The organism is Ruegeria sp. CDSC081 (assembly GCF_059610485.1).
The window spans coordinates 114,227-137,045 of record NZ_JBXWNS010000003.1; the positions used below are offsets into that span (position 1 = coordinate 114,227).

Here is a 22,819-nt window from a genome sequence, read left to right on the forward strand (position 1 = left end):
CCTTTTATGGTTACCAAGGGATCTTCTGTGTGGAGGGCGAGGATTAATCCGCCGTCAGAAAATCCCTTGGCATCCGGTTGAGCGCCGGATGGCGCGCAACGGCGTTATGTCTGGCAGAGCAGCTCATGCAGCCTGCTCGGCGATTTCAGCAAAGAGGTCATAGCCCAGTTGCAACAGCACATGCGGGACATCGACGAAAACCCAGTTTTCGACCAGCAGATCGTCCTCGCGGCGCCACCAGTCACAGACCCGCATGAAGACGCGTTTGCCACTTGCGGACTGGCCGAGGAAAGGTTTCACTTGGACGCCAGTTAACGAGGGCCAACCGCCCGAGCATACGTAGTTACCTTCGCCATAGCGGGTGAAATGCGCCGTCATACCGTTGCCCGCAGTGCCGCCAGACCAGCCTTCAAAGGTGGCTTCGAAAGGCACCTGGAAGCTGGCAAAACTCTCGACCCCGACGAAAGAACCGAACGCGCCGGGGCCGTACCAGACCATGTTGTCATGCCAGTAGGGGCGCCAAGCCTCGTTCTCGGTAGCAAGCCCGGCCAGCATTTCTGTGACCATATGATAGCTCTTGGCACCCTCGGCAGGATCCTGCGGAGTGGTCAAGATGCCATCATGGCTGGCAGGGCCCTGAATCATGCCGGTGAAACCGCGGGTCTTGCCCGGGCTGTCGGGGATCGGCCATTGTCCAGCGGCCAGCATCAGCTCTGGAATATCGAGGAAGATATAGCTTTCCACCGCCTTGCCGTCCTTCATCCGGTGGAACTCGCCGAAGCGCAGATAGGCAAGCTCGCCTGTGGCCCGGATGCCGAGCCAGTCGCGCGAGAACCGACCAACGAAATAGCCGGTGGCGCTGATCCAGTCCTGCCCGTCAAATTCGCCGGCCATGACGATGTCATCGCGCCGAAAAAGCCCGTCGAAGGCAGCGGCGAGCGGGGCGATGACGTGATCGTGCAGCCCGAGGCCGCCCGCGACCTCATTGAAGGGATGCACCACGTTGACATGTGCACTGGGGGCGAAGAAAGCGTCAAATGCCGGCCGGAAGTTGCCAGGATGGCGTTGTGCTTCGGTGAAACTCAGAAAGGGTTTGCGGTCGAGGTTTTTCATCTTCTCTGTCTCAATGGGGTCTGTTCGGGGCGTGTTCGGAGAAGCGCCCCGCAAGGTCCCGCGCGCATCAAAGCAAATGGAATTCGTCCCGGCCGCCGGGTCCTGCGCGCAGCCACATTCAGTCTGGCTGTATGCGCATGGGCAGATACGGACTGAGGATGAGTGCGTCCCATCAGAGTTAGCCTTTCACAGCCCCGGCCGTCAGACCGCCCACAATCTGTCGCTGGAAGAACATGACCAGAATGAACAGTGGAACTGTGGCTGAAACCACAGCCGCAACCGCGAACATCACGTTACCTTCGGTCTGCGTTGTACCAAGAAACGCGGCAATGGCAGGCACCATCGTGCGGTTGCTTTCGGACAGCAGCATCGCCCCGACGGCAAAATCGTTATAGGCCAGAAGGAACGAGAACAGCCCGGTGGTGATCACCCCTGGCCACATCACCGGAATGATCACGCGACGAAATGCCTGGAACTGGTTGCATCCGTCGACCTTGGCACTTTCATCCAGCTCGCTTGGGATATTCTTAAAGAAAGAATGCAGCATCCACAGAGTGAACGGCTGGTTGATCGCCACAAGCACGATGATCGTGGTTGGAAGGATCCCCCAGATGTTCCATTCGAAGAAAGGCAGCAAATATCCCGAGACCAACGTAATCGGTGGCATAGCCCGGAAGATAAGTGCCGTAATCAATAGCCAGAACGTATAGTTGTAGGTCGACCGAGACAGGGCATAGCCCCCCAGCGTTCCGATTGTGAGCGAGATGGTGACAACAAAGAAACAGATGATCCCCGTGTTGAGAACATTCCGCCAAAATTCTTCCTGTATCCAGGCACCCTCGTACCCTGTGGTTGTGAAGGGCGAGCCATAGACGGCTTCGGTCCGTGCTCCGGTGATGGCATTGGTCCAGTCGGCGATCGAAAAGAAATCCAACTCTACTTTGAACGAACCCCAGACCGTCCAGAGGAACGGGAAAGCGGCCAGAACGAACCATAGGATCACAAATAAGGACGAGGCGATCCGGAGACTTCTAGGCATTCTTTGTGCGCGGCTGGCCATATTATCTTGCTCCTTTGAAGTCGCGCCAGGTGCGGACAAGCACGGGTGACAGCAGAATGGCGACTCCGATTATCGTGATCACAGAGGTCGCGGCCGCGGAAGAAAGCTGCCGGGTTTCACCGCCTAAGTCGTTGAAGATGAATGTACTAAGGGATTGTGCGTGCGCACCTGCGCTGAACCCGATTATCGGTTCAAACACCTTGAAGTTGTCCATCAACTGAATCAACGCAACAAATGTGACCAGTGGCATGAGATGAGGAACGACCACGAACTTAACCTGTTGCCAGCGGGTTGCCCCGTCTATCTGGGCGGCCTCGATTTGATCCTGGGGCAATGTTTGCAGCCCCGCATAGAACACGACAAATGCAAATGGAGCGGCGTGCCAAACTCCATAAACCATCAGCGCCACCCACATCAGCCCGGTTGAGGCCTTCAGGCTAAAATCCGGATCCCCGGCCAGATATACTAGGGCGTTGCCGATGACCCCGCGGCTGTCAATCATCCAGAACAGGATAAGCGAGCCAATCAACGGAGTGACGATCATCGGCAGAAGCGAAAAGAAGATCAGCAGCCCTTTGAGATTTCGGTGCAGGGAGTTGATTGCCAGCGCGATCACCAGCCCCAAAATGATTGTGAGCGGCGTCACAACAAACGTGAATGTCAGCGTAAAAGCCATTGCCCTGTAAAAGGGCAAATTACCGATCTTTGAGAAGAAACCGCCCCAGGTTTCATTCACAGCCCAGATCTGGCCAATTTCCTGGATCGCCAGGTGGCCACGGTCCAGGTAAATGTCCAATCCGACAAATCGGCCCAGTGGTTTCTCGGCGCGAAGGGCGGCTGTTGCCTCTTGATCAATCGTGGTCTCTGTCGTGCAGCCAATCAGGGGGGTGCAGCTTTCGACCTCTAACAAAACGGCCGGATGAGGCGCGAAAATGGATTGGGTCACCACCGAAACTATCGGCATCGCGATGAACAGCAGCATCGCAAGCCCGGTGGGCAGGAAGAACCACAGGAAGGTCTTATGGCGCATGTCGCAATCCCCACGTGAATTGGTTTGTGCGGGCGGCCCTTACAGACGCCCGCACGAGTCAGGCCCTACTGGAGGAAACCTTGTTCGATGGCAGCCGCGCGATATGCGGCTTCGACATCGGCCAGCGCCTGCTCAGCGCTTTCCTTGCCTTGCATGAAGTCTGAAAGTTCATTGCCTAGCGCGCTGTGCATCAGGCCCATGTAAGGCAACATCGGATAAGGCGGTGTGCCCATTTTGGCCGCCTCAAACACGCCTTCGGCGTCCGCACCAGGCTCGTAGCCTTCGATCAACCATACCGCCAGCGGCGTGGTTTCATCGTTCAGCATGTCGGGACGGATACCGTGTTTCATCGCGATGAACGTAGCCTCGGCTTCTTCATCCGAGATGTTCTTGCCGACGGTCCAGCCGTCCCACCACAGGGTCGATGCCGGCGTCGAGCCGCCGCCGACTGTCAGTGGTGCGCCGATCGCATGACCGTCGATCACTTCCTGAAGCACGCCTTCGGTCGTGGTTTGCTGCGATGCGCGTGAACCCCACATGTTCATGATTGCAACGTTTCCAGCGCGGTATTCGGCATTAGTGGCATTGGAATCGTGGGTCAGGAAGTCGGGGTTCATGTATTCCGACAAAGCCTTCATCATGTTCAGCGCATTGACACCAGCCTCAGAATTCACGTTGGGCTCGGCTGTTCCGGCTTTGAAGTGGCTGCCGCCATAGCCAAGAAAAATGTTGTTGAATTCCTGTGCCAGATTCCAACCCGACGCATAGGCGCCGCCAACCGGGTTTTGCATGATGCCCTGCTCGCGAATGGCTTTGGCAGCTTCGAGCAATTCTTCATAGGTTGTCGGCACTTCGACACCGGCCTGTTCCAACACGTCCTTGCGATACATCAGGTGCTGAGCATTCGCCATGAACGCCACGGCCATAATGTCATCACCAATCTTGATCAACTGACCTGGCTGCAGGTCCTGACCATGCTGTTCCACCAGATCGTTGAGCGGCCGAATAACATCTTCGTTCATCAACGCCACGATCGAGCTGTTGGCGATGATGGCACTGGTGTATTCAGACGGGTTTCCGGACAGACCAGCCACGTTGATGGTCTGGTGCTCGGAGGTCAGGTTTGAATCGACCGATGCGCCTGTGCATTCTTTCGCGCCGGTTGCGACGGCCTGAATGGCCGCAAATTCGTTACCAACGATATTCACGCGCCCGCTAATTTCACAGGCATAACCTGCGCTGGCGGCAAAGGCGGCCAAGGACCCAGCCAATGCTATTTTCTTCAGAAACATTTGTATTCCTCCCTAGGTAGATGGGTGCATCTTCGAAGTCTGCACCTGCATTAAACCCGGCAATGCGGGTTTGGATTTTCTGTTCAGCGCTCCAAACGCGTTCCGGTTTGCGCATCAAACAAGTGGCAGTGATCGGTGTGGATATGGATTGAAACCTGATCATCGATTTCAGCGCGATAGGTTTTGTCGGCTTTGACCGAAACCAGCGCGCCACCGATCCGAACCGAGACCATCGTGCTGTCGCCCAAAAGCTCCTGCGTGTAGATGGGCCCGTTAATCTCGCCGCCGCTTTCCACGACATTGGCGTCCTCGGCACGAAAGCCCAGCGTAATCGGGCCGTCCGACGCATTCAGCCCATGCACCTCAGTGTTCTGAGCCCTAAACACCCCATTCTGAACCTGACCATCGATAAGGTTCATTGCAGGGTTGCCAATAAAGCTGGCCACAAAAGTGTTTGCGGGTGCATCGTAAATATCGGTCGGAGAGCCAACCTGCTGCACGATACCCTGCTTCATGATCACCACACGATCGGCAAGGGTCATCGCTTCGATCTGGTCATGAGTCACGTAGATTGTGGTCACGGCAAGCTCGTGGCTGAGGTTCTTGATCTGCGCGCGCGTCGAAACACGCAGCTTGGCGTCAAGGTTTGACAGCGGTTCGTCCATCAGAAAGACATTTGGCTCGCGAACAATGGCGCGGGCCAAAGCGACACGCTGGCGCTGGCCGCCCGACAGCTCTGCCGGTTTGCGATGCAGAAAGTCATCCAGTTCGACCATGGCAGAAGCGCGGCGCACTTTTTCGTCATGCGTGGAAGGGTCGATGCCGCGCACCTTCAGCGGGAACCGGATATTCTCATAAACATTCATGTTCGGATAGAGCGCGTAGGACTGAAACACCATGGCGACATCGCGGTCCTTGGGCTCCATGTCATTGACACGCTCGCCATCTATCAGAATGTCGCCCTCGCTGGCGTCCTCCAAACCCGCAATCATGCGCATGGTCGTCGTCTTGCCACAGCCTGATGGCCCAAGAAGAACCAGAAACTCTTTATCGGCAATAGTCAGGTCGAAGTTATCCACCCCCACAAACGATCCCCAACGTTTCCCAACACTGCGAAGTTGAATTTCGGCCATTCTATCCTCCCATGTGCACTTGTCGTGCATACGTTTGCAAGAGCATAGACATCTGATGGAACATCAGGCAAGCTTTTTTTGCATGCGTTTGCAAATCTGCGCTTCACTATACCTAAAACCTGTGCTCAATCACTGGTAAAGCACTGAAAGAAAAGAATATGCCTTACGAAGCCGAGAAAAATATTGTTCTGGATCTTTATGAAGCTCTGAGCCGAGCTGAAGAATCAGCGGTCCCTGACGTGATCTCGAAATATTGCGCCGATGACTATCTGTGGCGCGGATTCCATCCCTTTGACGAACTACATGGCCCCAGTGACGTAGGTGCCCAGTTCTGGCTTCCGCTGAAACAAAGCCTGACCCGAATGCAGCGCCGCATGGACATATTCATGGCCGGAGAAAACGAGATGGACGGTTTCACCTCGATCTGGGTTGTATCAATGGGCCATCTCATGGGGCTGTTCGACAAAGAATGGCTAGGTATCTCGCCAAACGGCAAAATGACATTTCTGCGCTATTGCGAATTCAACAAGGTCGAAAACGGGAAAATCACTGAAACGGCAATGTATTTCGACATACCTCATTTCATGATGCAGGCCGGATTGCAGCCGTTCCCGCCTCAGACAGCCGCGCAGCTCGTGCAGCCGGGGCCCATGACCCATGACGGCCTGATGGTCGGTCCGCAACCTGCGGCGGAAGGAGAGCGGACCCTGGCGGCCATCAACTCTATGATCTCCGATCTGGGCCAATGGAACAGCGGCCTCAGCCTTGAGGACGAGCTACGGCGCACATGGTCCGAAGACATGATCTGGTGGGGGCCATCCGGGATCGGGGCGACCTACACGATCGAACGCTACGCCCAACAGCATGCAGGCCCTTTCCGTGCTGGTTTCACTGACCGGTCGAAAACCAAACACATATGCCGCCTGGCAGAGGGTCATTATGGCGGTTTTTTTGGCTGGCCGAACTTCACAGCCCGTCCAACTGGCGGGTTCATGGGAATGCCTGCGACTGACAAAGCCGGTGAATTTCGGGTAATAGATATCTATCGGCGAGACGAGGATAAGCTGGCCGAGAACTGGATATTCATCGACCTTTTACATTTCTGGAAACAGCAGGGCGTGGACATCCTTGCCAGAATGTCCGAGCTACCGCGAACATAACCGGCAGGATTGACTCACATCAGACCTTGGCTCTGTGCACTACCCCTGGCTCGTGGCGCGTAGGGTCAAAAGGTTCTTTGGCGACCCAGCGCCGATTCACCTGGAATACATGCTGAACGAGTTCCGGTCCGACGCCGCCCCAATCGGGGCGGCATTTCTTGTTTGCAAACGGAGCAAGCGCTGGCTCATATCCCAAGCCTCACATGGGCCCCGCGCCTGAGCGGGATTGCGTATCCGAGCGAACGAGAATGGGCCAAGCGGCGGCGTTCAGGGCGTCCCATTGGTCGGGGTCAACCTCAATCCCCTGTTCCAAAGCTTGGTTATAGTTGGCTGCTAGCTGCGCCGCCGAAATCTCAAACCGCTGAAGTTCGGGTTGCTCCACCTGACGTGTCACCGCGTCCGCCAGCAATGCAGGCTGATTTGTGCAGATGATAGTGACGGTCGAGATTTCTTTGCTTTCATCTGCATTATCCAAACGCCAGTAATGCGGGAAAGTCGCGCCGCTTTCAAAGCTCGCTCCGTGTGATCCAACCTGATCTTTCCAATAGGCTGAGATATACACGCCCAACTGCGCGACCATCGACAGGCTTCGCAGGATTAGGCCAGGATAGCGGCAGTTGGCCAGCTCGATGATCGCAAAGCCCGACTTGTTGGCCTTGGAGTGCATCAGATAGGCCGCCAATGAGCCGTGCTCGCAGACATCCGCGCCACCTGCATCAAGAACGGCGATGTCGTCATTTTCGAACACCAACCGCGGAGTCGCTCCACCCTTGGGGGCCAGTGGTGGTAGGGTGATACGGTCGAACCCGCTCAGACCCGCCATTTGCAACCAAGTGACCAATTGGGCAGCGTCCTCATAGTCACCGATCTCGTGCCCGGCTCCTTCGTAGGCGCGGGACAGCGCGGTGATCATTTCGTTACGGGATACTTTCATGCCTGTGCCTCCTCAATCTGCGGTTTCAGTGGCAGGAACCAGCTTTCATAGGTCTGGCCGATGTCATCAATCAGCGGTGCCCCCTGATACATTGTGTTACGTACCCATAGCTTCGAACGAGGGTCGAACTTGCTGACGCCAAAGAAGGCAAGCTTGCAGCGCAACAGATCCATGGGGCGCACGTTCCGGTCCGCAAGGTTGGCTCGGATCTCGGCGTATTTGTGCCTGCTCATGGTTTGGATGCGGCGCACGATGCTTTTCAGAGCTGGGCGGCGCAACAGGAAATGAATGACGTCACTGCCTGGATGCTCTTCAAGGTCTTCCAACAACACGTCATAGCAGGCGCGAACACGGCGACCGATGGGCAACGGCATTTGTTTCTCAATCCCCGGATCAGCACCGGCAAATCCCAGCCGGGGCTCCAATTTTTCTTCCGAGCGATACCAGAACGCATCCGATTTTTCCGGGTCTGAGAAGTCAATTGCCAACGCCCAGTCATAGCGATCCTCGATCAGTGTGCGCAGCTGATCGGTGGCCATGTCGGGGTCAATCACCGGATTGGGGAGGACCGTGAAACTATCTTCCAGATCGTTCACCAGTTCGGGATGAATCTCCAGGCATAAAGCGTGGATAAGTTCCTGAGTCTCCAGACTCCAGACGTCGCGGGCATGATCCGACAGTACTGACCAAGTTTCCAACGCATCACCCTGCGCCGATAGCCAGACGCGCACTTCGGCAAGTTCCGCTATCAGAACCCGGTTGCGTTCGAGCTGTTCTTCGTCCGCCGTGCGACTTTCGGTGAAATGTTGCTCGGCCCGGTCGATCAGGTCATGGAACAGCTGGATGCGCCAGTCGGTCGGGGTGGCTTTGTGCAAGACCTGCGCCAGTGCTGTTTCACGCGTCTCGATCCACTGGCTCAGCAACTCCCCATGGTTCACCAGATAAGGCGCCATTCCCAGGCCGGTCGAGTTTCCGATGCCAAAGAAGCGCTTGAGCCGATCGTCCAGTGCCACGGCGGTTTCGGGCGCGCGAGACTTCGCGATGTGATCCACCTGATCCAGGCTGAACTGACGCAGCATGTAGCAAATGAACATCTCGGGCGCGAAGGGGCGGTTGAAGTCGGCAAACTTAACCCGCACCTTGTTCCAGTCCGCCATGCCCAGCTTGCCGCTGCCATAAACGGCAGTAGTGCGGTACAGGTATCCCACATCAGCGATCCGCTCAGCGTCGGGCTGGCGCCCGGCGGTGAGCTCCTTCAGCACATGGGTGAACAGGCGCGAACTGCGGTTGGCCCGCGACAGACTGAAAACACGCGCATCCACCCTGCCCGCTTCCTGCCGAGGCACGTTGCCGCGCATGTCTTCCAGCCAGATGTCGTCTACCTCGCCCTCGCAAAGCGCCATGGTCAGATCCCAGCTGGTGGCGATCACGCGGTCGTTGCGATCTTCGTCTGACAAGAAATTTGAAAACAGCACAAAGCTGAATACATCATTCGGTGTTTCGATCCGGTAGATCGCAGTCCCATAGCCGTCGTTGTCGAGATCGAAGCGTTGGCGGTTGATGGACCATTCCTCTTTCATGATCCGGCGCACCAGTGTGCGCATGAAGCTGAGTGTCGACGAATGCAGCGACCCCAACCGCGCGAGATCCATGACCTCGGCTTCGGGGCGCATTCTGTCGGAAATTGCAGCAAGCATTTGACTCTCCTAAGACTGATTTGCGTTGGAGGAATGCTTCGTCGGAATGGGCCGTAGAGTAAAATTTGAATATTTTGCGCACTTATTTGCAGAATTTATAATTTATCAGCATTTGCCTGAACCGTATTGTTCGGGAACATGGCAGACATCTTGTGCGAACGGAGCTGCAAAAATTTTAGAAACTCATTTGCGGCGGTCGGCAGTGGCCGTTTGCCCGAGGTAATAAGGCACAGATCGCGATTCAGATCGGGTTCGGAAAGGCTGCGGTAAACCAGCGACGGGTTTAGATAATCCGGCGAGGCCAGTGCTGGCAACGCCGACACTGCCATCCCTTGTTCGACAATTCCGACCAGAGCGGCAATGGTCAGTACCGTAAAGCCCGGATCGGATACGGAAACGGGCAGCCCCCGCACGCCATCGGTAAGGCGGCTGATCCCGGTATCGGCGGCCATGCCGACAAAAGACTGATCTTCAAGACAGGCCCATGCCAACCTGTCCTTGCGCCGCGCCAGCGGATGATCCGCGCGGCAGATCAAACCCACGCGATCCCGGAGGAAGGGAGCATAGGTCAAAGCCGGATTGTCGGACCACTTGTTTGCGATCCCGAAATCGGCCGCACCGTTCAGAATCTGGGTTTCAACCCCGCGCCCGTTATCGTCCTGAATTTGCAGCGAGACATCCGGTTTAACAGTCGCATAATCACGGACGGCCCGCGGCAGTACCCGAATTGCGACGGAAGGCAGTGCTGCGATACGCACCAGGTTGCGCTGTTTCCTGGCACTGCTCCGTGCCGAAAGGATCGCCGCGTCAAGGCCGCTCAGGATGGCTTCAGCCTTGTGCAGAAACTCTTTTCCCTGAGGTGTCAGAGAAACGGAGCGAGTGGTACGTTGCAGCAGAGCCGCTTCTACGTTTTCCTCGAATTGCTGGATGCTGAGGGTCAGGGCAGGTTGGGAAATGGCGAGTTCGTCCGCCGCCTTGCTGAACGACCCGCATTTCGCTACCTGAACGAAAGCACGAAGCTGCTTAAGCGTTACATTTCTGGACACCGACCTGGACATAGACGGAGTCTACACCAGCCTCGCAGCGAGTGCCTGCGAATTCGCTCCTCGGCGTGGCTTTCTGCAAAACATCAGACACATGACGGGTTGAGGCACTGATGCTATTACAGCTTGAAAGGCAAGCGCCAGATGCCAAAACCGGTGTGATGGGCGGTGCTGCCTGACTAATTTGAAATAGCCTCAGTTGGAGGGTTTTGTTGCAAAGTTTTGAGCACGAAGAGCTGTTTCAATGATCGGATTGGAGCTAGACGGTCAGCTCAGCGAATTGTTTGAATGAACAGAGTCCGAGCCTGCATGGTCCTTTGCGTCTGTGCACTGGATCAGCAATAGCGCCGCAATATCGTGTGACCCACTGGTTCAGCGTGGTGTGGTCAACTGAGACCCCGCGCTCTGCCATGATTTCTTCATGATCACGATATGAGACTCCGTAGCGGACGTAGAAGAACGCTGAGAACAGGAATACATCCTTCGGATATTGTGCGCCTTTAAAGGAAATCATGAACCGGCTTTCGACTTGATATGACCAGCAGTCATTCACGCGCTAATTGCGAATGCGTCGATGGTCAAAAGATTGCAACATTTTCCGATCAACAACCTGACCAAGCCCCAAATACAATGACCAGTCGGCTGAACAATCTGCTGGTATCGGGAATCCAAAAAGTGTTCTGAATACTCGAGCCTTGACGCATTTTCGAATTAGGGCACTGATGTTGACATCCCGGATGCGCTGTATCCATATCCTGAATTCCATGATCGGCAGCAAAAATAGTGGAAAAGAAAAACTGCACTGAAAGTGAAATAGGTCAGACACTGCAACGGTTACGCCAAGAGCGTGAACTTAAGTTGGGTGACCTGGCTACTCGGGCACAGGTGTCCACTGCGATGATCAGTCGTATAGAGAATGGTAATGTCTCACCTTCGCTTGCGATGCTGCAATCACTGGCGGATGCCCTTGATGTGCCATTGGTGGCATTGTTTGCACGCTCAGACGCGGCAGCAGATGTGCATCACGCGCGTGCCGGGGATGGTCTCCAGGCGCGGCGTATCACTCAGGGGCACACGCATAACTACCTTCTGTTGGGTAAGCACAGCGCACCCCAAGGGACGTTCCAGTCGGCGCGGATCAGTATTTCAAAAGAACAATCAGACAATTTGCCCGGCTATCAGCATGAAGGCTATGTCTTCATATACATAATCGAGGGCCAGGCAATCTATCGTTGCGGCAGCGAAGATTTTGATATGTCAGCGGGAGATACGTTGAGTTTTGATGCCAAGCTTCCGCATGGTTTCCGTAAAATCCACTCGCAAAAGATCGAATTCATAGCCGTCTCTACTCGTCAGCAATAGTAGGGCATTCCAGATACACAACCCAATTTGGCGCCAACTAAGTAATATCGCATGCTGGTCAGATTTTTGAATTTCGAATAACCATATCTTATGGGTCGAATCTGACACCCTAAATGACAAGGCAAAAACCACTGAGGCCAAATGAACATCACATTCCGACAAGTTGACGCGTTTCGAACGGTGGTCTCGACCGGGACTGTGACCGAGGCCGCAGCGATGTTGGGTATTTCTCAACCTGCAGTCAGCCGGCTGATCTCTGATTTCGAAGAAGAAGTTGGGTTTCCACTTTTTCAGCGTGTCGGCCGTGTGCTGATACCCACAGACGAGGCCAGATTACTGGTTGAAGAAGTGCGCCAAGCCGTTAGCGGTATGGAACATATTAAGGATTCTGCCACAGCTATTGGGAAGTTTGGCCACGCGCGCCTCAATCTTGTGATTACGCCGGGCGTTTCTTCGCAACTCGCGCCGGACCTGATAGGGAAATTTGCTGCCACTTGCCCACATGCGATGGCCCGAATGGAAATTGCCCCCAGCGATGATGCAGTCGAATGGATGGTGTCCCAGAATTATGACTTTGGCATCACGACAACCCAACCGGCAAATCCGTCATTTGAAAGCCTTGTGATCAAAGACAGTGATGTGTGCTGCGTGGTTTCGGTGGATCACGCATTGGCCGACAATGCTCTTGCCCAGGCGAGGGATCTGGCAGATGAAAGTTTTATTTCCTATATGCCGTCCTCTCGCTTTCGCTATGAAATCGACCAGTTTTTCGAAGCAAAAGGGATTGCACGGCGCATGCAGTATGAGACGCGCACAACCGACTCTATCTGCAGGCTGGTTTCACGTGGTTTGGGAGTTTCTGTCGTCGGCGCCAGTCTGGACTACCTCAAGACCATTCCAGGTTGCGTGGCTATACCTTTTGCCGCGCCGTTGAACTTCCGGGCTGTTCTATTTTGGTCAAAGAACAAGACCCTGTCTGCCGTTGGAAAGTCTTTTCTGAACATCGTCCAATCAGATCTCAACGCCGATTGAGAGCCGCCCGAAAAGTGGATCGCGCCTGCGCGCTGTGGATATAGGCATAGTCGCGGGGATAGGACGCGCCTGCCTTTACCTCCATCGAAATGAACTGCGGGCCCGACAAAGATAAAACCTGTGGTGCCGCTTCGGAAAACCGGTCGATATCCGTGAAACGTTGCACACCCGCGTACCCTGCAGCCCAGGCCATAGCAGCGAAATCAACCATGTCCGCCCCAGGCAGAGGATGCGCTCCGTTCACTTCGTACACCCTGTTGAAAGATAGAAAGTGATACAGGTTTCTTGCCCCGGCACTGGCAATTGTGACCAATGTCCCGAGGTTCATCAACAGACTGCCATCACCATCCAGAACAATCACGCGCCGATCTGGATTGGCCAACGCCAGCCCCAATCCGTGAGATGAGGCCTGCCCCATCGCCCCGACTGCGACATAGTTCAGTTCACGTGGGTTCAGCGCCAGCCAGTCGAAACAGCTTTGATAGACTGCGACCACAATATCGTCGTCGCGAACATGAGGGATCAGCGCCTCGAGCGCCGCATCTCGGTGCATTGTCATGGTGTCTCCGGGGGGCGCCCTATCAGGAAAATATGGGGTTTTGACGATGTATAGGCGGCCTCAACGGCCTGGCAGATATGTGCCTCATCTCCGGGTTCTTCGATCAGCGAATGCGACAGTGCCATTGCATCCAGCACCGGACGGACGATCCTGACCCCGTAAGAGGCCGAGTAATCTGGGTGTATATGCGGCTCTTTTCCTTGCAGACCCACCATCATCACGACCGGTAATTCGTAATCCACCCCGATAGCCCGGATTGCATTGAGAGAATCCATCAATCCTGTTTGCTGCATCATCAAAAGCGCACGGGTTCCGTTATATGACATAGCCCCACAGATACTGACACCTTCATCTTCCTTGCAGATGCGGGTCAGACGAAATTCCGGATCCCGAGAAATTGGCCATAGCAACCCATCACTGGTAACAATATCAGGCAGGGCCACGATTTCACGCACCTGCGCCGCCTTAATTTGTGCCAGAATTGCTGCACCAGAAGGATGCGCCACCTTTGGCACATCCGCCGCCACCCTAGACGAAGCGACCATCACGCGCCTCCGCCCAGAAATCTTGCAATACCGTCCCGCGCAATCCTCAGATCGCGCATATGTCCGACAGTTATGCGCAAATAGTCCCCGTATGCGGACGAGGCGAACCGCCGCACCGCGACACCTTCCTGCAAAAGCGCGCTTGTTGCCGCTTCTGCGGATTTTTGCATATCGGGAAAATGAACCAGAACAAAATTTGCCTGACTGGGTATTACGCCCAACCCAAGTGCCTGCAGCTCGGCGCTGATCCAGTCCCGGCCCCTACGGTTCGCATCGTGGATATAGCGTGTGTGCGCCCCATCTTCCAATGCCGCAATCGCAGCTGCAGCAGAGGACGACGCCACTGGAAAAGTCAAACCGACCCGACGAACAGCATCGATGATGTCATCGGGCCCGTACATCCAACCCACGCGCGCGCCGGCCAATCCGTAAATCTTGGAGAACGTCCTGCAGATGACGACATTTTCCGCCTGTTCGACCAAAATATGGGCGGGTTCATAATCCGGCGCGTCGACGTATTCTTCATAAGCTGCATCGATGATCAACAAGACGTTGTCCGGCAGTGCAGCATGCAGGCGGCGAACTTCAGTTCCGCTCAGGTAAGTACCTGCCGGGTTTTCGGGGTTAGCCAGATAAACCACCCGCGTCCGATCAGTCAACGCATTGATCATACGGTCAGCGGATGGTTTGAAATGATCATCTGCAACCGAAACAACCTCGGCATCGTTGGCATAGGCGTAGTTCGGGACCTTCAGATAGCCGTTTGCACTGCGGATCAATTCGGTACCGGGTCCAAGATATGCCCGCGCCAGCCGCGCCAGCAAGTCGTCGGACCCCTGCCCTGTTGTGATGCGCGCCGCATCCAGTCCGAAATGGCTCGCGATTGCCGGGGCAAGAATGTGATCCGGATTTTCCAGATAACGTTCAATCGAGCTGGCGGCAGCCCGTGCCGCGTCTCGGGCAATCGGACTTGGACCAAACGCACTTTCATTTGAATTGAGCAGGACTGCGGAGGGCGGCGCGATATTGGCCGCCTCGCTCACCATATGGGGTTTGATCCTGTCAATTCCCGCTTTCGCGAGGGCAACGGTCATTCATGTCCTCCTGCACCAATAGGCGGGGTGGGTTGTGATTTTCCTTCATATCACATAACTGGTAATTTTTAGCAATTCACTTTCTTAAATGTTATGATATTGATGTGCAGAATACCACCCTAAGGACTCACATGACTGATCCCCACGCGACCTCTAACAGCAGGCTTCATCTCACAACGGATCTGGACTTACCGGGACGGAATACCGGTGATCTGATGTTGAAATGGTCCGACAATGCTGTGCCCCTTGGGTATTACCCCGTTCCGGTCATCAGCATCCGCGGACAGCCGGGGCCTGTCGTGTTGATGCTTGGGGGAACTCATGGAGATGAATTCGAAGGTCCGGCAGCTATCCTTCGGCTTGCAGCGCAACTTGATCCGTTAAAGTTGACCGGACAGGTCATCCTGATCCCAGCTCTGAACGCGCCGGCGGTTCACGCCTCTTCGCGTGTTTCGCCGCTAGATGGTCAAAACCTGAACCGCGCATTCCCCGGAAATGCAGACGGCGGCCCAACCGCCATGCTTGCCCATTTTATTGAAACTGAAATGATCCCGCGGGCAGATGCCGTGATTGATCTGCATTCGGGTGGCAAGGCATCAGTGTTCGAACCCTGCGCGTTGGCTGCACGCACAGAGGATGCGCAGCTCACTGCAGCCAATATGGAATTGGCTCGGGCCTTTGGGTTGCCGTTGATCTGGGTACTCGGTGCGAACAACGACAACCGATCTGTTAACTCCGCCGCGGCTCGGGCCAAGATCCCTATGATCGCGGCGGAACTGAGCGGTGGTGGCGGTGTCGACCCTGATGTGACCGATCTTGCTGAGGCTGGCCTGATGCGTTGCCTGCGTCATCTGGATGTTCTACCCAGCAGATCCTCGGAATCTGTCCCGACACATTGCGTAGAAATCGCGGACCCAACGCACAGTCTCTACGCCCCTGCCGATGGCCTGTTTGATCGACGCTGCTCCGCCGGACAATATGTCGAGGCCGGAGCATCTGCTGGCACGCTCTTTTTTCCAGCCGAACCGGATCGCACACCGTTGGATCTGAGGTTTCCAGCTTCGGGTCTTGTTCTTGCCCATGGCAATCGCGGTGTGGTGCGCCGGGGCGATTTGCTGACCTTGGTGGCGCAACCTCTGCCCGCGGGGCCATAGATGCGGACCTATACGCCATTCATCAACGGGTCATTTCTACCCTGGGCCGCTGAAACACTTCCGAGTGTTAACCCGGCCACCGGCACTGAATGGAGCAAGATCGCACGATGTGGCGCTGAAACAGCCGATCAAGCCATACGAAATGCCGACCGCGCCTTTCGGGAAGGCCCATGGGCCAACACCAGCCCAAATGACAGGGCCCATGTTCTGGATCAGCTTGCCGATACTTTGGAGACCCGCTGGCAGGAACTGGTCGAGCCCGAGATCCGCGACAATGGCAAGCGGATCTCCGAAGTACGGGGGCAATTTGCCGGATTGCATAGCTGGTTTCGGCATTTCGCAGCACAAGCTCGCAAAATGCAGCCCGAACAACAGGCAAATACAGTCCTCGGTGTGAGCAGCGTAGGCCACTACATCCCCTATGGCGTGGTTGTGGCAATAACACCTTGGAATTCTCCTTTGATGATCCTTGCGTGGAAGCTGGCTCCGGCACTGGCGGCGGGCAACACGGTTGTTGTCAAACCATCGGAAATGGCGTCAGCCTCAACGCTGGAATTTGCCCGGCTTGTACATGAGGCTGGGTTACCGCCTGGCGTCCTTAATGTAGTGACTGGGCTCGGCTATGAGGTTGGCGAGTCGCTCGTTCGCCATCCATTGACCCGCAAGGTGACCTTTACCGGGTCAGATCTCGGAGGATGTAAAGTCGCCGAAGCAGCGGCGGCGGGTGTGGTCCCGACAGTGCTGGAGTTAGGAGGAAAATCACCGCAGGTTGTGTTTGCAGACTGTGATCTGGACAACACCGTCAACGGCATTCTCTCTGGTATTTTTCTGTCTAATGGACAGACCTGTGTCGCCGGGTCACGTCTAATCGTCGAAGCCAGCACGAAAGAAAACTTGTTGGCAAAACTGCTGTCACGGGCGCGCGACTTACGTCTTGGTGATCCGATGGAGCTTGAGACTCAGATTGCTCCGCTGGCCAATGAACCGCACCTGCGCAAAGTGACCGAAATGATTGCACGGGCAAAGGCGGACGGGGCTGTTTGCCTGCTGGACGGGCTTGAAGCTGCCGCTGGGCGAGACGGATTTTTTGTTGGCCCAACCATTTTCGACAATGTGACGCCCGACATGCAGCTCTGGCGCGAAGAGGTGTTCGGGCCGGTGCTGGCGGTTACCTCATTTGATACAGAAGCCGAGGCCATCGCGCTGTCCAACGATAGCGACTATGGGTTGGCCGCCGGTGTCTGGACCACGGATCCCGCCAAAGGCGAGCGAGTGGCCGAGGCTATCGTAGCAGGCACCGTTTACATCAATCACTATCGCAGCGTCGATCCCGCCAGCCCTATTGGCGGGGTCAAGCAGTCCGGATATGGGCGAGAACTTGGCCCGGACGCGATCAAGGATTTCTGTCAGATCAAATCCGTCTGGACCGGCGCAGCGCCGGTCCCGGATCCGTTTCCCTGATCTGTCAGCACCAATACGTACGGAGGACGCCATGAATGACCATTTCGACGCCCCCAAAGGCGATTTTAGAGGCCATGACAAGCAGTCAGTTTGGGCTCAGAAACCTGACCCGGAACTGACTGAGGTTGGCCCTGGCACCCCATGCGGGGAATATCTGCGCCGGTTCTGGATGCCGGTGGCAATGACAGATCAGGTTGGTGATCTGCCCTATCGTTTACGCATTCTGGGCGAAGACCTTGTACTGTTTCGCGAGAAGAAAGAAGGCAAGCTGGGGCTGACTCACTTGCATTGCTGCCACCGCAACATGAGCCTTGAGTTCGGGATCGTGGAGGAAGGCGGCATTCGCTGCTCTTATCACGGTTGGAAATACGGGCTGGACGGCACCATTCTGGAGACCCCCTGCGAACCGCCCGCATCACAGGTCAAGAAAAAGGCCTGTTTGGGGGCGTATCCTGTGATCGAATACAAAGGGCTCGCCTTTGCCTATATGGGTCCTCCCGAAGCCCAACCTCCTTTCCCTGTAATGGACACTTTCGATGATGAGGGTGACGAGCTGGTGCCCTACCTGATCAAATCCCCTTGCAACTGGCTTCAGGTCATGGAGAACGCCTGGGATCCGTTTCATGTGGTCTATCTTCATACGCTGGCCGTGCGCAGCCAATTCATCGACGCCTTCGCCGAAATGCCGATGATTGAGTTTCATGCCAGTGCCACTGGTGATTTTTACACCAATGTGCGGCGTGTAGATGACATCGTCTGGATCCGTATCCATGATCATATGCTGCCGTCATTTACCCAGAACGGTGGACATTTCCCGGTGCCAAACGGGCCGCGTTATTTTGGGCGCTGCGGGTTGTCGCGCTGGATCACACCCATTGACGACACAAACACCATGGTCATTGCCTGGCGTCATTTCCGCAACGCCGATGCCAACGATGACCCGAAGGGCCTGACTGACAAAAGCAAAGTGGGCTTTGGCAAGACCGACTTCTATGGGCAGGATCCCGATCGCCCATATGAAATGCGGCAACGTGACCCTGGCGACTATGATGCCTGGGTCAGTCAGGGGCCCAAAAATATCCATGCGCGCGAAAATCTCAGCTTTTCCGACCGGGGGGTGGCCAAGGCACGCCGGCTGCTGCGAAATGCCATCCGCGCGCTGCAAAACGGAGAACGTCCGGCACAACCGTCTGACAATTTCTCCGGACAGATCATCCCAACCTACGCCGGTGATACGATGCTGAGAATTCCCATGCAGGAGGGGCGCGACGATGGTGCAGTTCTCAAGGAGATCTCGCATCAGGTGGCCGAGATTTACATGTCCGGCGATCACTTGCAGGGCGATGATCGCAAAGTCTTCATCATAGAGGCACTAAAAACATACGAGGCAAGTTGGTCATGACCACGCGTATCCCTCACAACCCTGGCCGGGTTGACTGGACAGGTGAAAACCCGGGCATCTACCTCAAGCAGAACGCTGATCAGGAACAGTATGATACTCTGGCACTGTTTTTCCGCGTTGTGCTCTCGCCTTATGGTCGCGGTCACGCGGCAGTCATCTTAGGTGCACCGGATCGGGCGCAAGGTTGGCCACATGTTCCAAATCTGATCATGACCGACAACCAGCGTTTGATGCGTTGGATCGTGGATGGCTGGGTGACCAAAATGCCGACCTTCGTCGGCAAAGCGGGTCTAGAGGCGATGACCTGGCTCGACTGCGACAGTGTCGAAAAGCGTCCTGGCAATTTGAAGGCACGTTACTCAGAAACATTACGTGGATCAGGCGTCACGGTCGAAATGATCTGGCACGACATGGGTGCACCTTTGCCGGTCGAAGTGACCAAGGAAAACTCGGCCACCAAAGAGCATGAAATGTATTCGGTGTTTCTGGAAGCAAAATCCGCACAGGTCGTGATCAACGGTACGCCCCTACCTGGCGTCGTTGCCGATCGGCAGTTCTTTGGCCGAACCATGAGCACGGCTTTTCTAGCCTTTTCGGAAACCTGGGTAACGCCACAGGAGGATCTGTGATGCCATTGAACGAGCCGGTCACACCGGGCACCGTAGATTGGACAGGTGAAAACCCGGGCATTCTGCTAAAAGACGACAATGGCGATTTCACAGCGATGGCTTTGTTCTTTCGCGTTGCCTGGTCGCCTGTCGGACAGGGTCAGGTATTGCTGCTTTATGGGACACCTGATCAGGTTGAAGGACCGCCAGAGGCTCCAAATGTGATCCTCAGCGACAATCCAGATCTAACCACATTCCTGAAAAAGAACTTCATCAGCAAACTGGCTGCATTTGCCGATGCACCAGCATTTGCCACCATGCCTGAAATCGGTGCACAAGTTGTGCGAACCTCCGGCGATCCGATGAGCCACCGTTATACCGAGACAATAGTAGGTGAGAGCCTGACCGTCGAACTCGTCTGGGAGGGGCTCCAACCGCCACGAGCGCTGGAACTGTCGCCGCATGAGGTTGCCTCGGGCGAACATAACATGTTTTCGCTACTCGTGCCGGCGCATTCGGCACAGATCATTGTCAATGGCAAATGGCTGCCAGGTAAGCTGGGAACAAGGGTACAGGCCGGCTACGAAACGACCACCGCGTTCCTATATTTCTCGGAGACATGGATCATCCCGCCGGAGGATCCTTGATGCTGCATCCTGCGGATCAACTCGCATTTGACAGGGCAATGGTAACACAGCCGGTCTGGAACCGGTTCAACACGGCCGCCGACGCGTTGGGGCTTGCGGAAAACACACTGCTTCATGCAGGGCCCGCCTTTGCCGATCCCAATCTAATCACGGCCCCGATCCTTAATTCAGCTTGCGTCGCAGCAGTCTGGCAGGGGCTTGCTCGGGATTTCGACCAAGCCGAGGCGATGATCCTAAATGGTGAAATCGAGTTGAAACCCGCGCAGGATCACGATCTTGTCACTCCTCTGGCCGCTGTTGTCTCGGCAGACATGCCGCTACACACAATTTATGATGCCTGGCGCGGGCAGCAACGTGTGTTCACACCGATCAATGCGGGCAGCCGCCCAGCGATGCGGCTGGGTCAACGATCCAAGGCAGTGTTGGAGCACATCCGCTGGCTCAACACCCGATTTGTGGATGTGTTGGACAATGGGCTCGCCGAAGGTATCGCACTTGTGCCGCTGGCCGTGACTGGCCTGGTAGGGGGGGACGACTGCCATGGACGAACACCCGTTGCAACAGACGCGCTTGTCGCCGAACTGAAAGATCGTACCATTGGCGGGATCAAGGACGAAGAAGCACTGGCCTTCATGGCCAGCTCGCCGTCGCTGTTCCTCAATCTTTGGATGGCAGCCACAAAATGCATGATGAAGTTGGCCGAAGGTGTCGAAGGTTCAAGTTTTGTCACTGCTGCCGGTGGCAACGGGCGCGAGGTTGGCATCCAGATTTCGGGCTTGCCCGGCCAATGGTTTACAATTCAAGCCGATCCACCAAAAGGGAAATTCGAAGTCGATGTGCCCCAGGACAGGGCATTAGGAGCAATCGGTGACAGCGCCGTAATTGAGGCTTTCGGACTCGGCGCCATGGCCATCGAATTGAGCCCAGATCAGAAAAAGGGTCTGAGTGCCTTTCTCCCCGACAACGCTCAAGCGCGCAGTTCCGGCCTATCCGTAGGGACACATCCTTATTTTCGAACACTAGATATTCGACTAGGCAGCACGGCACGAGGCGCGGTGGCCGAAGGGTCGGGGCCGGTAATTGGTCTGGGTATCCTCGACAAGCTTGGCGAAGCTGGCCGGCTGGGAGGGGGTATTTATGACATGCCAGTCACCCCCTTCGCTGTGGCCATGGAAATGTTGGAGAAATGACGGAGTTAAACAGGTTCAGCGCGCATGAATTGGCCCGGTTGATCCGCGAGGGTGCAGTCAAACCGTCTCAGGTGATGGCGGCACATCTGGACCGAATTTCACAACGGGAACCTGCGATCGGGGCGTTTCAGTACCTCGATGCGGATCACGCCATGGAGCTTGCTCACGCTGCCGATACACTTCCAATCGGTGGGCCGCTCCATGGCGTACCTTTTGTTATCAAAGACATTATCGACACAGAAGCCTTGCCAACAGGTTGGGGCAGCGATCTTTATTCCGATCGACAACCAGACAAAAACGCGACATGCGTCCAGACTTTTCTGAACGCAGGGGCGATCCCAATTGGCAAGACGGTCACAACCGAGTTTGCCTATTTTCGACCGGGCAATACTGCAAATCCCGCAAGTCCTGGACATACCCCCGGCGGCTCTTCTTCCGGGTCTGCCGCTGCGGTCGCCGACTTCATGGCACCGCTCGCATTTGGCTCGCAGACAGCTGCCTCTTTGATCCGGCCGGCCGCTTATTGCGGTATCTGCGGCCTCAAACCGACCACCGGTAACTATGATCTGAGCGGGGTTATGGGCTTGTCAGGCAGCCTTGACACGCTGGGAGTTCTGGCAAGAGATCCGCGTGATCTGGCGTTGGCAGATGCCGTTTTGCGTGGAGCAAAACTGACACCGCCACCTGAATACGACGTTGCGTTGCCCCGGGTCAGCCTGATGCGTGGTCCCCATTGGGCCGACGGATCGATAGAGATGCGCGACACCTGCATCCGTGCGCTGGCAGCCATTGCTGCGACCGGTGCGGAAACGGGTGAAATCACGCACCCGCCGATATTTTCCCGGCTTACACAGGCGCAAATAACCGTCATGGGGTACGAGGCAGCCCGCATTCGCAAAACAGAGTACCAAATTGGCGTCCCCGGTATCAGCCAGCAATTCCACGATTTGATAGCCGATGGGCTGCTGGTTACAGAAGACGAATATCTTACTGCGGTTGAGACCCGTAACCGTGCATCAACCATGCTGGATCAAATGTTCCGCGACGTGGATGCGTTGTTGGTTCCCTCAGCTCCTGGTCCGGCACCGGCAGGGCTTGGCGCGACAGGTGACCCGGTGTTCTCGCGGATGTGGACTCTGCTTCAGGTGCCCTCAATCGCCCTGCCCTTTGGTGCGGATCACTCTGGGCTACCGCTTGGTATACAACTGATCGGCCCGTACGGAGCAGATAAGCGATTGCTGGACATCGCCCAATGGGTGCACGGGATTCTGCAGGTATCCTGCCGAGCAGCATAAATCCCGCT

General features: G+C 55.8%; 21 protein-coding genes and 1 pseudogene. 10 read left to right on the top strand and 12 right to left on the bottom strand.

All coding sequences use genetic code 11. From position 1 onward, the window contains the following. Positions 1-123: 123 nt before the first annotated feature. The 5 genes from AC2FH9_RS06125 to AC2FH9_RS06145 all read right to left on the bottom strand — a co-directional run bounded on the left by AC2FH9_RS06125 (position 124) and on the right by AC2FH9_RS06145 (position 5,628). Positions 124-1,113 carry a nuclear transport factor 2 family protein gene (locus AC2FH9_RS06125; RefSeq protein WP_496749890.1) on the bottom strand — a complete coding sequence of 330 codons (990 nt, stop codon included), beginning with the start codon at positions 1,111-1,113 and terminating at the stop codon, positions 124-126. Positions 1,114-1,291: 178 nt separating this feature from the next. Then, a complete protein-coding gene (locus AC2FH9_RS06130) occupies positions 1,292-2,173 on the bottom strand; it encodes a carbohydrate ABC transporter permease (RefSeq protein ID WP_496749891.1) in 882 nt (293 codons plus the stop codon). 1 nt (position 2,174) lies between these two features. Next, positions 2,175-3,203 carry a carbohydrate ABC transporter permease gene (locus tag AC2FH9_RS06135; protein WP_281972840.1) on the bottom strand — a complete coding sequence of 343 codons (1,029 nt, stop codon included), beginning with the start codon at positions 3,201-3,203 and terminating at the stop codon, positions 2,175-2,177. A 65-nt stretch (positions 3,204-3,268) separates the two neighbouring features. Further along, positions 3,269-4,495 (bottom strand): ABC transporter substrate-binding protein, encoded by a 1,227-nt coding sequence (locus AC2FH9_RS06140; protein WP_271949112.1) that lies wholly within the window; start codon positions 4,493-4,495, stop codon positions 3,269-3,271. A gap of 83 nt (positions 4,496-4,578) precedes the next feature. After that, positions 4,579-5,628: an ABC transporter ATP-binding protein gene (locus tag AC2FH9_RS06145; protein ID WP_496691509.1), complete on the bottom strand. Its 1,050-nt coding sequence runs from the start codon at positions 5,626-5,628 to the stop codon at positions 4,579-4,581. A 158-nt stretch (positions 5,629-5,786) separates the two neighbouring features. Between AC2FH9_RS06145 and AC2FH9_RS06150 the strand changes: the two genes are divergently transcribed. Beyond that, positions 5,787-6,788 (top strand): ester cyclase, encoded by a 1,002-nt coding sequence (locus AC2FH9_RS06150; protein WP_496871076.1) that lies wholly within the window; start codon positions 5,787-5,789, stop codon positions 6,786-6,788. A 199-nt stretch (positions 6,789-6,987) separates the two neighbouring features. On the opposite strand, the gene AC2FH9_RS06155 is transcribed toward AC2FH9_RS06150, so the two are convergent. From AC2FH9_RS06155 to AC2FH9_RS06170, 4 genes and pseudogenes are all read right to left on the bottom strand, one after another. Continuing rightward, complete coding sequence (locus AC2FH9_RS06155) at positions 6,988-7,722, bottom strand: DUF3726 domain-containing protein (protein WP_496871077.1); 735 nt, start codon at positions 7,720-7,722, stop codon at positions 6,988-6,990. Further along, positions 7,719-9,419 carry a hypothetical protein gene (locus AC2FH9_RS06160; RefSeq protein WP_496871078.1) on the bottom strand — a complete coding sequence of 567 codons (1,701 nt, stop codon included), beginning with the start codon at positions 9,417-9,419 and terminating at the stop codon, positions 7,719-7,721. The genes AC2FH9_RS06155 and AC2FH9_RS06160 overlap by 4 nt, the downstream gene beginning before the upstream one ends. A 95-nt stretch (positions 9,420-9,514) precedes the next feature. Then, the gene (locus tag AC2FH9_RS06165; protein WP_496871079.1) at positions 9,515-10,465 is read right to left on the bottom strand and encodes a LysR family transcriptional regulator; all 951 of its coding nucleotides are present in this window, start codon (positions 10,463-10,465) and stop codon (positions 9,515-9,517) included. Between the two features lie 307 nt (positions 10,466-10,772). Then, a pseudogene (locus AC2FH9_RS06170) lies at positions 10,773-10,976 on the bottom strand (IS6 family transposase); the annotation flags it as partial. Positions 10,977-11,245: 269 nt separating this feature from the next. Between AC2FH9_RS06170 and AC2FH9_RS06175 the strand changes: the two are divergent. Continuing rightward, positions 11,246-11,824 carry a helix-turn-helix domain-containing protein gene (locus tag AC2FH9_RS06175; protein WP_496691506.1) on the top strand — a complete coding sequence of 193 codons (579 nt, stop codon included), beginning with the start codon at positions 11,246-11,248 and terminating at the stop codon, positions 11,822-11,824. A gap of 141 nt (positions 11,825-11,965) precedes the next feature. After that, positions 11,966-12,856, top strand: a complete 891-nt coding sequence (locus AC2FH9_RS06180) for a LysR substrate-binding domain-containing protein (protein ID WP_496691505.1) — start codon at positions 11,966-11,968, stop codon at positions 12,854-12,856. On the opposite strand, the gene AC2FH9_RS06185 is transcribed toward AC2FH9_RS06180, so the two are convergent. From AC2FH9_RS06185 to AC2FH9_RS06195, 3 genes are read right to left on the bottom strand one after another with little or no spacing between them, the layout of a single operon-like run. After that, complete coding sequence (locus AC2FH9_RS06185; RefSeq protein WP_496749896.1) at positions 12,843-13,415, bottom strand: thiamine pyrophosphate-dependent enzyme; 573 nt, start codon at positions 13,413-13,415, stop codon at positions 12,843-12,845. The genes AC2FH9_RS06180 and AC2FH9_RS06185 overlap by 14 nt on opposite strands. Continuing rightward, a complete protein-coding gene (locus AC2FH9_RS06190) occupies positions 13,412-13,960 on the bottom strand; it encodes a decarboxylase (protein ID WP_496749897.1) in 549 nt (182 codons plus the stop codon). The genes AC2FH9_RS06185 and AC2FH9_RS06190 overlap by 4 nt, the downstream gene beginning before the upstream one ends. After that, positions 13,960-15,054, bottom strand: a complete 1,095-nt coding sequence (locus AC2FH9_RS06195) for a pyridoxal phosphate-dependent aminotransferase (RefSeq protein ID WP_496871080.1) — start codon at positions 15,052-15,054, stop codon at positions 13,960-13,962. The genes AC2FH9_RS06190 and AC2FH9_RS06195 overlap by 1 nt, the downstream gene beginning before the upstream one ends. Before the next feature lie 131 nt (positions 15,055-15,185). Here AC2FH9_RS06195 and AC2FH9_RS06200 point away from each other — a divergent pair, with 131 nt between their 5' ends. The 7 genes from AC2FH9_RS06200 to AC2FH9_RS06230 are packed head-to-tail and all read left to right on the top strand — an operon-like array spanning position 15,186 to position 22,811. Beyond that, a complete protein-coding gene (locus AC2FH9_RS06200; protein ID WP_496871081.1) occupies positions 15,186-16,208 on the top strand; it encodes a succinylglutamate desuccinylase/aspartoacylase family protein in 1,023 nt (340 codons plus the stop codon). After that, positions 16,209-17,669 carry an aldehyde dehydrogenase gene (locus AC2FH9_RS06205; protein ID WP_496871082.1) on the top strand — a complete coding sequence of 487 codons (1,461 nt, stop codon included), beginning with the start codon at positions 16,209-16,211 and terminating at the stop codon, positions 17,667-17,669. 31 nt (positions 17,670-17,700) lie between these two features. After that, positions 17,701-19,071, top strand: a complete 1,371-nt coding sequence (locus tag AC2FH9_RS06210) for a Rieske 2Fe-2S domain-containing protein (RefSeq protein ID WP_496871083.1) — start codon at positions 17,701-17,703, stop codon at positions 19,069-19,071. After that, on the top strand, positions 19,068-19,700 hold the full coding sequence (locus tag AC2FH9_RS06215; protein ID WP_496871084.1) for a hypothetical protein: 633 nt from the start codon (positions 19,068-19,070) through the stop codon (positions 19,698-19,700). Before AC2FH9_RS06210 ends, AC2FH9_RS06215 begins: the two co-directional genes overlap by 4 nt. Beyond that, on the top strand, positions 19,700-20,326 hold the full coding sequence (locus AC2FH9_RS06220; RefSeq protein ID WP_496871085.1) for a hypothetical protein: 627 nt from the start codon (positions 19,700-19,702) through the stop codon (positions 20,324-20,326). The genes AC2FH9_RS06215 and AC2FH9_RS06220 overlap by 1 nt, the downstream gene beginning before the upstream one ends. Beyond that, positions 20,326-21,516 carry a YlbE family protein gene (locus AC2FH9_RS06225; protein ID WP_496871086.1) on the top strand — a complete coding sequence of 397 codons (1,191 nt, stop codon included), beginning with the start codon at positions 20,326-20,328 and terminating at the stop codon, positions 21,514-21,516. The genes AC2FH9_RS06220 and AC2FH9_RS06225 overlap by 1 nt, the downstream gene beginning before the upstream one ends. After that, positions 21,513-22,811, top strand: a complete 1,299-nt coding sequence (locus AC2FH9_RS06230; protein WP_496871087.1) for an amidase — start codon at positions 21,513-21,515, stop codon at positions 22,809-22,811. Before AC2FH9_RS06225 ends, AC2FH9_RS06230 begins: the two co-directional genes overlap by 4 nt. Positions 22,812-22,819: the final 8 nt, after the last annotated feature.

Bases quoted from the DNA above. Each gene is read 5' to 3' on its own strand.
- AC2FH9_RS06145 (WP_496691509.1), bottom strand. From the start codon at position 5,628: ATGGCCGAAATTCAACTTCGCAGTGTTGGGAAACGTTGGGGATCGTTT.
- AC2FH9_RS06135 (WP_281972840.1), bottom strand. From the start codon at position 3,203: ATGCGCCATAAGACCTTCCTGTGGTTCTTCCTGCCCACCGGGCTTGCG.
- AC2FH9_RS06160 (WP_496871078.1), bottom strand. From the start codon at position 9,419: ATGCTTGCTGCAATTTCCGACAGAATGCGCCCCGAAGCCGAGGTCATG.
- AC2FH9_RS06150 (WP_496871076.1), top strand. From the start codon at position 5,787: ATGCCTTACGAAGCCGAGAAAAATATTGTTCTGGATCTTTATGAAGCT.
- AC2FH9_RS06225 (WP_496871086.1), top strand. From the start codon at position 20,326: ATGCTGCATCCTGCGGATCAACTCGCATTTGACAGGGCAATGGTAACA.
- AC2FH9_RS06230 (WP_496871087.1), top strand. From the start codon at position 21,513: ATGACGGAGTTAAACAGGTTCAGCGCGCATGAATTGGCCCGGTTGATC.
- AC2FH9_RS06220 (WP_496871085.1), top strand. From the start codon at position 19,700: ATGCCATTGAACGAGCCGGTCACACCGGGCACCGTAGATTGGACAGGT.
- AC2FH9_RS06155 (WP_496871077.1), bottom strand. From the start codon at position 7,722: ATGAAAGTATCCCGTAACGAAATGATCACCGCGCTGTCCCGCGCCTAC.
- AC2FH9_RS06185 (WP_496749896.1), bottom strand. From the start codon at position 13,415: ATGACAATGCACCGAGATGCGGCGCTCGAGGCGCTGATCCCTCATGTT.
- AC2FH9_RS06210 (WP_496871083.1), top strand. From the start codon at position 17,701: ATGAATGACCATTTCGACGCCCCCAAAGGCGATTTTAGAGGCCATGAC.
- AC2FH9_RS06200 (WP_496871081.1), top strand. From the start codon at position 15,186: ATGACTGATCCCCACGCGACCTCTAACAGCAGGCTTCATCTCACAACG.
- AC2FH9_RS06180 (WP_496691505.1), top strand. From the start codon at position 11,966: ATGAACATCACATTCCGACAAGTTGACGCGTTTCGAACGGTGGTCTCG.
- AC2FH9_RS06190 (WP_496749897.1), bottom strand. From the start codon at position 13,960: ATGGTCGCTTCGTCTAGGGTGGCGGCGGATGTGCCAAAGGTGGCGCAT.
- AC2FH9_RS06195 (WP_496871080.1), bottom strand. From the start codon at position 15,054: ATGACCGTTGCCCTCGCGAAAGCGGGAATTGACAGGATCAAACCCCAT.
- AC2FH9_RS06130 (WP_496749891.1), bottom strand. From the start codon at position 2,173: ATGGCCAGCCGCGCACAAAGAATGCCTAGAAGTCTCCGGATCGCCTCG.
- AC2FH9_RS06205 (WP_496871082.1), top strand. From the start codon at position 16,209: ATGCGGACCTATACGCCATTCATCAACGGGTCATTTCTACCCTGGGCC.
- AC2FH9_RS06140 (WP_271949112.1), bottom strand. From the start codon at position 4,495: ATGTTTCTGAAGAAAATAGCATTGGCTGGGTCCTTGGCCGCCTTTGCC.
- AC2FH9_RS06215 (WP_496871084.1), top strand. From the start codon at position 19,068: ATGACCACGCGTATCCCTCACAACCCTGGCCGGGTTGACTGGACAGGT.
- AC2FH9_RS06125 (WP_496749890.1), bottom strand. From the start codon at position 1,113: ATGAAAAACCTCGACCGCAAACCCTTTCTGAGTTTCACCGAAGCACAA.